The organism is Streptomyces sp. NPDC055140 (assembly GCF_053607285.1).
On record NZ_JBSGTG010000003.1, the window covers coordinates 519,463 to 530,525 of the forward strand.

The following is an 11,063-nucleotide window of genomic DNA, read 5'->3' on the forward strand; positions in this document are numbered from 1 at the left end:
GCAGGGGGGTCACCGGTTGTGCACCGAAGTGATTGAAATCAGACAGCTTTTGAGTTTTCTGTGATGGTGATCCGGCCCTTGCGGATGGTGGCGAGGCGAGGCGCCCTGCGGGCGATCGACGAGTCGTGGGTGACCATGATGAAGGTCAGCCCGTGCTCCTTCCACATGGTCTCGAGCACGTCCATGATCTCGTCGCGCATGGACTCGTCGAGGTTTCCGGTGGGCTCGTCGGCGAGCAGCACCTTGGGGTTCTTGACGAGGGCGCGGGCGATGGCGACGCGCTGCTGCTGGCCGCCGGACATCTCCGAGGGCAGATGGCCGAGCCGCTCGCCGAGACCGACCGAATTCAGGGCCTGCGCGGCGCGTTCGCGGCGGTCGGCGGCCTTGAGGCCGAGCGGCACGAGGGCCGTCTCGACGTTCTCCTGAGCGTTCAGCGTCGGGATCAGGTTGAAGCTCTGGAACACGAACCCGATGGACTCGGCGCGGAACTTGGTGAGCCGCGCCTCCGGGAGCTTCGCCAGGTCGACGCCGTCGAGCTCGATGCTGCCCGCGGTCGGCCGGTCGAGCCCGCCGAGCATCTGGAGGAGGGTGGACTTGCCGCCGCCGGTGGGGCCCTGGATGACGAGCCGGTCGCCGTCGCCGATGGTCAGGTCCACGTCGACGAGCGCGTCGACGGTGGCCTTGCCCCGACGGTACTGCTTGGTGACGCCTCTCAGCTGATACATGGTGCAACTCCTGCGGTACGTAGAGGTGTTCTGGAGGCCGCGCGGTGCGGCTACTCCACGCGGCGCAGGGCGTCGGCCGGGCGCAACCGGGAGGCGCGCCAGCCGCCGAAGGCGCCGGCGATCAGGCCTCCGGCGACGGCGAGGGCGACGGCGAGCGTGATGGTGGTGGCGCTGACGGGCGCGCTGAGGGCGATGTCGAGGGTCTTGCCGGCGCTCTGGCGCATGCCGGCCCCGCCCATGGCCATGCCGCCGCCCCTGGCTCCGCCGCCCGCGCCGGAGCCGAGTTCGGCGGTGAGGGTGGGGCTGATCGCGGTGACGGCGTAGGCGCCCGCGAGGCCGACGGCTATACCGAGGGCGCCGCCGACGAGCCCGTTGACGACGGCCTCGCCGACGACCTGGCGGGTGACGCGGCCGGACTTCCAGCCGAGCGCCTTGAGCGTGCCGAACTCCCGCACACGGCGGGAGACCGCCGACGAGGTGAGCAGCCCCGCGACGAGGAACGCGGCGACGAGCACGGCGATGGAGAGCCACTTGCCGACGTTCGCCGCGAGGTCGGACGCGGTGGACAGGGAGCCGGAGACGGTGTCGGCGAGATCGGCCGAAGTGGTCACCGTCGTACCGGAGATGTTCTTCTGGATGGTGGCCTTGACCGCGGAGATCTGCTGCGAGTCGGTCGCCTTCACATAGACCGTGGTGATCTTGTTCTTGGCGCCGGCGAGGGTCTGCGCCTGCTTCAGCGGCACGTACAGATTGGCGGCAGCGTCACCGCTGTCCGGCGTCGCGATGCCGATGAGCTTGTACTTGACGCCCTTGATCTTGACCGTGCCGCCGAGGGAGAGCTTCTTCTCCTTGGCGTACGACGTGTCGGCGACGGCCACCTTGGCGTCGGTCTCGGACGCCTTGAACGTACGGCCCTTGGTGACCTTGGAGGAGGTGAGCGGGCCGAGGCCCTGCTTGGCCACGTCGGTGCCGTACACGCTGTAGGAGTTGACGTCGAAGGAGGCGCCGCCGCCCTCGACCTGGCCCTGCGGCTGGCTGCCGGAGCCGCCCGGACCGCCCTGGCGGGTGGCGCCGCCGCTCTGGTCCTGCTTGAACTGGCCGCGCTTGAACTCGCCGCTGACCTTCATCACCTGGAGGCTGAGGCCGCCCACCGAGTCGGCGACGCCCTTCTGGCCGGCGACCTTGGTGACGGTCGACGAGGCGAGGGTCTGGAAGCCCTGCACCATGACGCGGTCGCTGCTCTGCTCCTCACCGTCGTCCTTGGCGCCGAACTCGAACCGCGGCCGCCCGGTCTCACCGCTCTTGGGAGCCTCGGCGGCCTTGGTGACGGTCATGTCGGTGCCGAGGCCGTACAGGGACTGGAGGACCTTGTCCTGGGCCTGGTTCATGCCGGAGGACACGGAGTTGACCACGATGACCAGCGCGATGCCGAGCGCGAGCCCGGAGGCGACGACGAGGGCCGCCTTTCTGCGGCGGCGCAGTTCGCGCCTCAGGTAGGTGAAGAACATGCCGTGAAGCTAAGGACACACCGTGATGTTCGGATAAGCCCAGGATAAGAGACCGATGAGAACTCTCCGGAAACGCCCGAAGGCCCGCACCCCGTCGCCGGGGTGCGGGCCTTCCGCGAGGACTGTCGGGCCGAGGACCGTCAGGCGGCCGAACCGGCCTTCCACTGCTCCCAGTCCAGGTTCCAGCCATTGAGGCCGTTGTCCGGCTGGATGGTCTTGTCGCCGGTGTTCTTCACGACGACGACGTCACCGACCATGGAGTTGTCGTAGAACCAGGCGCCCGGGGTGCTCGGGTCGTCGGCACCCTTGGCGTCGGCAAGGCCGACGCAGCCGTGGCTCGTGTTGGAGCCACCGAAGATCGACTTGTCGCCCCAGTAGTTGCCGTGGATGAAGGTGCCGGAGTTCGACAGACGCATCGCGTGCGGCACGTCCTTGATGTCGTACTCACCCTTGCCGTCGGTGCCCTTGAAGCCGACCGTCGAGCCGTCCATGCGGGTCTCCTTGAACTTCTCGGAGATCACCATCTGGCCCTGGTACGTCTTGTTCTCCGGCGAACCGGCGGAGATCGGGATGGTCTTGACGACCTTGCCGTCCCGCGTGACCGTCATGGTCTTGGTCTCCGCGTCGACGGTCGACACCTGGTTGCGGCCGACCTTGAAGGTGACCGTCTTCTGCTGCACGCCGTAGACGCCGTTCGCACCCTCGACGCCGTCGAGGTTCAGCTTCAGCGTGACCGTGGAGCCGCCCGTCCAGTAGTCCTGGGGGCGCAGGTCGAGGCGCTGGTTGCCGAACCAGTGGCCGACGACCTCCTGGCCGCTGCTGGAGGAGACGGTGATGCCCTTCTGGACATCGGCCTTGTTCGCGATCGCCTTGTCGAAGTTGATCGAGACCGGCATGCCGACGCCGACGGTGGAGCCGTCCTCGGGCGTGAAGTTGCCGATGAAGCTGTTGGCCTGCGAAACCGTGGTGAACGAGGCGTTCTCGTGGGCCGCGCGGCCGCTGGAGTCCTGGGCCTCGGCGGCGATCTTGTAGACGGTGGCGCGCTGGAGCTGGCCCGCGGGCTTCCAGGTCTTCTTGTCAGCGGATATCTGCCCCTGGACCGCCGCGCCCTCGGCGGTCGTCATCGTCACGTTCGTGAGCGAACCCTTGCTCACGGTGACGGCGGCGGCGTTGTTGATGCCGGCGTTGTCGGAGCCGTCCTTCGGCGCGATCTTGATCAGCGCCTCCGACGTCTTCTTGGCGGCGGCCTCGTCGACCTGGGCCTGCGGCGAATTCTTGCCGCCGCCGTCGGTACCGCTCGCCTGGCTGCCGCTTCCGCTGCACGCGGAGAGCACCAGCACTCCTCCGACCAGGGCGGACGCGGCCATCAGGCCCTTGCGCCGCTTACTGTCCGTCATCACACGCATCCTCCATCGTCGCCAATTCCCCCAACAACCCGGAAGGCCCTGCAGGCCTCGATCCCCGCAAGGCGGAAATCCCCAATGGCCCATGTAACGCCATGACCGGTTCGTCCCGTTCCTTTTCCGTCCCCGATGTGGGGGATGACACGTCGAAACTCCCGTGACCAGGCATGCACCAGTGGTAACGGAACCCTCCTGGTACCCCCTGTGGGACGAGGAAACCCCGGCCGGCGGTTGCCACCCGGGGTCCCGAGTCCGTGCGGTCCGATCCGGCCCCGCATCCCGCCGCATCCCGCTCTAGTCGTCCGCGTCGAGAGCGTCGCCGGAGTCGTCATCATCCACGTCGAGGTCCCACTCGGGCGAATCGGGATCGTAGTCGACCTGTTCGCTGGACCAGGAGGCCTGTACGAGGTCCGTCCCGGGCACCTCGCTGACCAGGTCGAACGGGTCGACGAGATAGGCGAGTGCCTCCGCCTCGTCCTCGTTGACGGCGGCCTCGGCGTGGGCCCGCTCGTCGGCCGCCATGTCGTCGTCCTCGGCGATGCGCTGCAACGCGGCCCCGGTGATGGCAGCGGAGTCCTCGATCTCCAGGACCAATTCCACGCGGAGCCGAACAAATCGTGATGTCTCAGAGGTGCTCATACGACGGAGCGTATGCCTCACCCCACCCGTGACTTTCCTGTGACCCGCACCTTTCACTAACATCGCCTCACACGGCCAATTCGCCAGCTCCACAAGGGGGATCGATTCCGTGTCCGCCGCACGACGATCGCTGCTCACCGCCACTGCCGCCGGGACACTCCTGGCTGCTCTGTGGTTCGTTCCGTCCGCCACCGCGACGCCCGAGAAGACAGCGGAGGCAGATCAGCAGCAGACCGCGACAGCGGTACACACGCAGTCCGAGGGCCAACTGCGCCTGGCCGACACGGGAACGGTCGACACGACGCCGTACGTGATCGGCGGCTCGGCGTTCCTCGGGATCGGCGCGGGCTTCCTGACGTACTCGGCCAGGAAGAGCCGCGAGTCGGCCTTCTGAGCAACGAAGGGCGGGCCGCACCCCGAGGGTGCGGCCCGCCCGTGTTTCCGTAACCCCTAGGCCAGCGGCCCCGTGACGGGCTCCACGGCCGCGACGAGGTGCCCGCCGCGCACGAAGGCGTCGGCGGCCGCGAGGTCGGGCGCGAGGAACCGGTCGGGGCCGGGACCCTGAACTCCCGCGGCCCGTACGGCATCGATCACGGCGCGCGAGGCGGGAGCGGGCATGAGGCCCTCCCGCAGCTCGATGCCGCGCGTGGCCGCGTACAGCTCGACGGCGACGATCCGCGTCAGGTTGTCGATCGCGGTACGCAGCTTGCGGGCGGCGGACCAGCCCATGGACACGTGGTCCTCCTGCATGGCGGAGGACGGGATGGAGTCCGCGGAGGCGGGCACGGCGAGCCGCTTCATCTCGCTGACCAGGGCGGCCTGCGTGTACTGGGCGATCATCAGGCCGGAGTCGACGCCCGCGTCGTCGGCGAGGAACGGCGGCAGCCCGTGGGACCGGTTCTTGTCGAGCAGGCGGTCGGTGCGCCGCTCGGCGATGGACCCGAGGTCGGCGGCGGCGATGGCGAGGAAGTCGAGCACGTAAGCCACCGGCGCGCCATGGAAGTTGCCGTTCGACTCCACACGCCCGTCCGGCAGCACGACGGGGTTGTCCACGGCGGACGCCAGCTCGCGCTCGGCGACGAGCCGCGCGTGGGCCATGGTGTCCCGCCCGGCCCCGGCGACCTGCGGGGCGCAGCGCACGGAGTACGCGTCCTGCACGCGCGGCGCGTCGTCCTGGTGGTGCCCGGTGAGCTCCGAACCCTTCAGCACGGCCAGCATGTTGGCGGCGCTGGCGCCCTGGCCGGGGTGCGGCCGGATGGCGTGCAGCTCGGGCGCGAGGACCTTCTCGGTACCGAGGAGCGCCTCGAGCGACAAGGCGGCGGTGATGTCGGCGGACTTGTACAGGTTCTCGAGATCGGCGAGCGCCATGACGAGCATGCCGAGCATGCCGTCGGTGCCGTTCAGAAGGGCGAGGCCCTCCTTCTCGCGCAGCTCGACGGGCGCGATGCCGTGGGCGGCGAGCAGCTCGCCGGCGGGCGCGACGACACCGTCGGGCCCCTCGGCGTCGCCTTCGCCCATCAGCGTCAGGGCACAGTGGCTGAGCGGCGCGAGGTCGCCGGAGCACCCGAGGGACCCGTACTCGTGCACGACGGGCGTGATCCCGGCGTTGAGCACGTCGGCCATGGTCTGCGCGACCTCGGGCCGCACACCGGTGTGCCCGGAGCAGACGGTCTTCAGCCGCAGGAACATGAGCGCGCGCACGACTTCCCGCTCGACGCGCGGTCCCATTCCCGCCGCATGCGAGCGGACGATGTTCCGCTGCAGCTGAGCCCGCAGCTCCTGGCTGATGTGCCGGGTGGCGAGCGCGCCGAACCCGGTGGAGACCCCGTACACGGGCTCGGGCTTCGCGGCCAGCGCGTCCACGATCGCGCGGGCCGAGGCAAGGGCGGCCACCGCCTCTTCGGAGAGCTCGATCCGGGCATTCGCCCGCGCCACGGCGACGACATCTGCCGCGCTGACGCCGGACGTCCCCACCACCACCACAGTGTGCATATCCATATTCAGGAGCGTACGAGGTGAAGAGCTCAATGTCACGACCGAGTTCGGGATGGACCCCTTACGCCCCCGCGTCCCGCCCCCTGAGCCGGCGCCGCTCACTGTCGCCGACGGCGGGCGGTGGCGAGTCGGCAAGGCGTACGACGGGATCGTCGGGCCCGTCCCTCCCGGCGACAACGGGTTTCACGGCCCGCAGCGCCTTGGCCCGGTACTGGGCGGCATCGGCGAGCCGGAAGAGCCGCCGCGCACTGAGCACCTCGCCGATCGGGTCACCGGTAGAAGCGATCCCACAGGCAACCCCGTCCCCCAGCTCCAACTCGGAGGCCCGCAGACACAGTTCCTCGCCCGCCCGCACCACGTCATCGGCGTCGGGCCCCACCGCCACAAGACAGAACTCGTCACCCCCCAGCCGCGCGGCCAGGGTCCCCGGCAACATCGCGCCGCACAACGAGAGAACGGACCCGAACCGCTCCAGCAACCGGTCCCCGACCGCGTGCCCCAACGAGTCGTTGACGCGCTTGAGCCCGTTCAGATCACAAACGACGAGAGAAATGACATCGCCCCCGACGCTATGCCGCTCGATGGCCTCATCAAGGCGCATATCGACGGCACGCCGGTTCGCGAGCCCGGTCAGGGCGTCGGTGAAGGCGAGCCGCCGCGCCTCCTCGAGCCGCTCGGTCTGAGCGATGCCCGCGGCGGCAACAGCCGCAAGCACGGTGGCGAAGGCGGCATCGTGCGCGCCGAAGACCTCGGCGCCCTCGGGCCGGGCGACGTACAACTCGCCCCAGGCGCGCCCATGGAGCACGATCGGCGCGACGACACAGCAACCGCGCCTGCGCCGGCGCAGGGCGGCGACGCGCTGATGGCAGTAGCCGCCGCCTTCCACGGTCCCGGCGGCGGTCTCGACCCAGGCGCGCGGAGCACCCCCGCCCACCCACTGCTCGTGCAGGAACTCGGCGATCTCGGGGAACTGGTGAACGGGATAGGCCTCGTCCTCGGGGAACTCGACCTCACCCTCGGCGCGCTCCCCCACGTTCACCAGGACGCGCAGCCGCCCGCGCTCCCGCTCCCACACGGACAGAGCCGCGAAGGTGCCGGACAGGGCGTGACAGGCCCCGAGTGCGGCGGCCCGCCAGGACTCACGCGGAGACTGCGCCGCGGCCATCCCCTGCGCCATCGCGACCACGGCCCGCAACCGCACTTCCTCTCCCATAAGCCAAGATTAGGAAAGAAAAGCCCAATTCGATACATTCAAGACCCATACGAGGCCAGGAATAGTCATTCACCGGGCCACTGAGGCGCCCGCTTCTCATTGAAGGCGGCGACACCCTCGGCCCGATCGCCGGAGAAGGCGACGGACCTCCACGCGGCGTCCTCGACCTCGAGCCCGGCGCGCAGATCGAGCCCGTACCCGACCCTCAGAGCGCGCTTGGCGGCCCGAAGCCCCACGGGCGAATGGGCGGCGATGCGCCCCGCCAGCTCAAGCGCGGCCTCACGATCGTCACCCACCCCCACCACCTGATCGACAAGCCCCATCTCCAGGGCCTCCCGGGCCTCGACACGCCGCGCGGAGAAGATCAGCTCAGCAGCTCTCGCAGCCCCCACGCGCCGGGGCAGCAACTGCGTACCGCCCCCACCGGGAATCACACCCACAGACACTTCGGGCAGCCCCACGACAGCGGTCTCGTCGGCCACGATGAGATCGCAGGCGAGAGCCAGCTCGAACCCGCCACCGAGGGCGAACCCGTGCACAGCGGCGATGACAGGCATAGGAAGCTCGAGTACGCCCCCGTAGGCCCCCCGAGTCACAGGCCGCTGCCGAAGAAGCTCGGCATCGGAAAAGGAGTTCCGCTCCTTGAGGTCGGCCCCCACACAAAAAGCACGAGAGGCGGAAGAAGAAACAACAACGACCCGAGCACCACCATCAAGCGCAAGAGAGGCGCAAGCCTCCCCGACGCTCACTGCCATGGCACTGGACACGGCATTCATGGCCTTGGGCCGATCGAGAACGAGCTCGGCGACAAAGCCGTGCCGCCGCACCTCGACGAACTCTCCGAACCGCTCGCTCACAGACCCTCCCGGTTAACGACAGTTAACAACGGCAGAATCCTAGAGCGGCCGCCGTGTCAGAAGCCAGGGCTCGATGACACCGAGCCCACGCACGGGCCGCTGCCACATGGGCTGAAGGGCAAAGCGGTACGAGGGCGCGTCCTCGCCCTCCTTCTCGGCAAGAGCGGCGGCCTCGGCCTCGGAAGCGGGCGCCTCTCCGGCCCGCTGCAGCTCCTCGGCAAACGCGCCGTCGACGAGCACGGCATCCCGAGGAGCTATCGACGTGAGCCGGCTGGCGAGATTCACGGTCGTCCCGAAGACATCGCCCATCCGGGTCGTGACGGTCCCGAAGGCCATACCGACGCGCACCTCGGGCATGGTCTCGTCATTGGCCATGGTCTCGATGAGCCGCAGGGCGATCTCGGCGGCGGTCCCCGAGTCATCGGCGGCGTACAGCACCTCGTCGCCCAGGGTCTTGATCAAACGCCCGCCGTTGGCGGCCACAAGATCGGCAGCGGTGGTCTCGAACGCCTCGACGAGCTCCCCGAGCTCCTCTTCCTCCATACGCCGAGTAAGCCGCGTGAACCCGACCAGATCGGCGAACCCGACGGCAAGCCGCCGGTCCACCATCTCCTCATCGTCAGCGGCCTGCACCACACGCCCGGTGGCCGCGGCCAGCTGCCGCCGCCACACGTAGACCAGAAACTCCTCCAGCTCGGGCAGGAGCAGCTCCATCAGGGGATACGTGACTTCGGTACGGGTCATCCCAGGCTCGGGAGGCTCAGTAAGCCCTTCCAAGAAGGAATCGATCTGCCACTCGGCAAGCCGGGCGGTGGTCTGGCCCGTGGACCGGGCGACCTGCACGGCCATGGCCTCGCTGAGCAGCCCGGCCTCGACAAGACCGGCAAGCCGCCGCAGGGCGAGCACATCGGCCTCGGTCAGCGCCTTGGCCTGCCCGATGTCGGCAAACCCCATGGCCCGCCAGAACCGGGAGGCGAGCTCCATGGAAACACCGGCGCTGCGCGCGGCCTGGAAAGGCGTATACCGCCGCTCCGCGCCAAGAATGAGCTGTTCGAGACGGAGGGCAAGCGGATCCTCACCGCCGGCACCTTCCTCGACAGACCCGATGTCGGTTGGGGTGCCCGCGCCGGAGCCCGAGTCGTCGACGGTCACGCCTGCTGCCCTTCCGATCTGCCACGGTCATGTATCGACCGGCCTCAACTTTACGGCAGGTGTGCCGCAGCTCACTCCCACAGCACACACGAGTCCCGAGCCCCCGGCCAAGTACAAACCGAAGCGAAAATCCCACCGACGACCAGCCACGTACAAAACCCGGGAACCCACCGAACGGTCGGCCGCGTACGAGCCGCGACCCGAGGGCCGGGAGCCCCACCGGGCGGACAGCCGCAGACGAGACGGGAGGGGACGTGGGGGCATGTGCGCGCGGAGCCGCCAGCACCACGTACAGGCAAGACACCCCGACGCAACGAACGACGACGCACCCGAGAACGAACCCCAGCGCTGTCCCCGGCCCGCACCGGAAGCCCGTCAGCCCCCCGCCCGCAGATGAACGATGTCCCCCGCCCCCACAGGCTGCTGCACACCGTCCTCAGAGGCGATGACGAGCCGCCCGTCCCCGTCCACGGCAACCGCCTCCCCCACAAGCTCCAGCCCCCCAGGAAGCTCGGCCCGTACATTCCGCCCGAGCGTCGCGCACCCCGCCGCATAGGTCTCCTGAAGCCGCGACACCGCAGGATCCCCACCCGCGGCCCGCCACCCGACGAACCGCTCCTCCAGCGACCGGAGAACGGCCCGCAGCAGCGGATCCCGGTCAGTGGAAACGGCCCCGGCCAGGGCAAGCGACCCGGCCCCCGGCACAGGCAGCTCGTCGGCGCGCAGCGAAACGTTGAGCCCGATCCCGACGACCACACCGTCCCCGGCGCGCTCGGCGAGGATGCCCCCGGCCTTGCGCTCCTCGCCGCCCACATTCACCAGCAGGTCGTTGGGCCACTTGAGGGCGGTGTCGACGCCGGCGGACCGCGCGAGCCCCGTGGCGACGGCCACCCCGGTGAGCAGGGGCAGCCACCCCCACCGCTCCACGGGGACTTCGGCGCCGGGCTTGAGGAAGACGGAGAAGAAGAGCCCGGACCGCGCAGGAGCGGTCCACTGCCGGTCGAGCCGCCCGCGCCCGGCGCTCTGCGACTCGGCGACGAGGACGGCCCCTTCCTCGGCCTTGCCGCTCAAGGCGAGGGCAACGAGATCGGAGTTGGTGGACCCGGTGGCGGGAACAACGTCGACGGAGGACCAAAGCCCTCCGCGTACGAGGGCGCGCCGCAGGGCGGTGGCGTTCAGCGGGGGCCGGTCCAGGTCCGACCACTGCTGACCGTCGTTCGCGTCGGAAGGATCACCTGAAGCATTTCGGGGCGTCATGCAACCCACCCTAGGTGTGGTAAACGCCGCACTGCCGAACGGTATCCACGCCACTACGCTACGAGCCAGTAGCAACGGGGCCAGGCCTCAACCAGCCCCCAACCCCGCCGCACCGCACCGCCGCGCCACATCGCCCCGTCCCGTCCTCACGTCCCCATTGAGCAGCCAGGGAGCCGCATCCCGATGTCCGTTCCGGAAGAGCCCAACGTGTCCAGCGCCATCGACATCCACACGACCGCGGGGAAGCTCGCGGACCTGCAGCGCCGGATCGACGAGGCCACGCACGCCGGCTCCGCACGCGCGGTGGAGAAGCA

At 69.5% G+C, this 11,063-nt stretch carries 10 protein-coding genes; 1 reads left to right on the top strand and 9 read right to left on the bottom strand.

All coding sequences use genetic code 11. The features are described 5' to 3' along the window. Window positions 1-38: 38 nt before the first annotated feature. From ACWFR4_RS10035 to ACWFR4_RS10050, 4 genes are all read right to left on the bottom strand, one after another. Window positions 39-725 carry an ABC transporter ATP-binding protein gene (locus ACWFR4_RS10035; protein WP_453464614.1) on the bottom strand — a complete coding sequence of 229 codons (687 nt, stop codon included), beginning with the start codon at window positions 723-725 and terminating at the stop codon, window positions 39-41. Between the two features lie 50 nt (window positions 726-775). After that, complete coding sequence (locus tag ACWFR4_RS10040) at window positions 776-2,233, bottom strand: ABC transporter permease (protein WP_453464612.1); 1,458 nt, start codon at window positions 2,231-2,233, stop codon at window positions 776-778. A 140-nt stretch (window positions 2,234-2,373) separates the two neighbouring features. Beyond that, the gene (locus ACWFR4_RS10045) at window positions 2,374-3,630 is read right to left on the bottom strand and encodes a L,D-transpeptidase (protein WP_453464609.1); all 1,257 of its coding nucleotides are present in this window, start codon (window positions 3,628-3,630) and stop codon (window positions 2,374-2,376) included. Between the two features lie 300 nt (window positions 3,631-3,930). Continuing rightward, a complete protein-coding gene (locus ACWFR4_RS10050; protein ID WP_453464607.1) occupies window positions 3,931-4,275 on the bottom strand; it encodes a hypothetical protein in 345 nt (114 codons plus the stop codon). Window positions 4,276-4,384: 109 nt separating this feature from the next. Between ACWFR4_RS10050 and ACWFR4_RS10055 the strand changes: the two genes are divergently transcribed. Further along, window positions 4,385-4,669, top strand: a complete 285-nt coding sequence (locus ACWFR4_RS10055; protein ID WP_453464604.1) for a hypothetical protein — start codon at window positions 4,385-4,387, stop codon at window positions 4,667-4,669. A 56-nt stretch (window positions 4,670-4,725) separates the two neighbouring features. On the opposite strand, the gene hutH is transcribed toward ACWFR4_RS10055, so the two are convergent. The 5 genes from hutH to ACWFR4_RS10080 all read right to left on the bottom strand — a co-directional run bounded on the left by hutH (window position 4,726) and on the right by ACWFR4_RS10080 (window position 10,749). Continuing rightward, window positions 4,726-6,267, bottom strand: a complete 1,542-nt coding sequence (hutH, locus tag ACWFR4_RS10060) for a histidine ammonia-lyase (RefSeq protein WP_453651874.1) — start codon at window positions 6,265-6,267, stop codon at window positions 4,726-4,728. A gap of 64 nt (window positions 6,268-6,331) precedes the next feature. Next, window positions 6,332-7,483 (bottom strand): diguanylate cyclase domain-containing protein, encoded by a 1,152-nt coding sequence (locus ACWFR4_RS10065; protein ID WP_453467700.1) that lies wholly within the window; start codon window positions 7,481-7,483, stop codon window positions 6,332-6,334. 65 nt (window positions 7,484-7,548) lie between these two features. Beyond that, entirely contained in the window at window positions 7,549-8,340 is a 792-nt protein-coding gene (locus ACWFR4_RS10070) for an enoyl-CoA hydratase/isomerase family protein (protein WP_453651850.1), read from the bottom strand. Window positions 8,341-8,379: 39 nt separating this feature from the next. Continuing rightward, window positions 8,380-9,492 carry an adenylate/guanylate cyclase domain-containing protein gene (locus tag ACWFR4_RS10075; RefSeq protein ID WP_453467702.1) on the bottom strand — a complete coding sequence of 371 codons (1,113 nt, stop codon included), beginning with the start codon at window positions 9,490-9,492 and terminating at the stop codon, window positions 8,380-8,382. Between the two features lie 375 nt (window positions 9,493-9,867). After that, complete coding sequence (locus ACWFR4_RS10080) at window positions 9,868-10,749, bottom strand: biotin--[acetyl-CoA-carboxylase] ligase (protein WP_453467704.1); 882 nt, start codon at window positions 10,747-10,749, stop codon at window positions 9,868-9,870. Window positions 10,750-11,063: the final 314 nt, after the last annotated feature.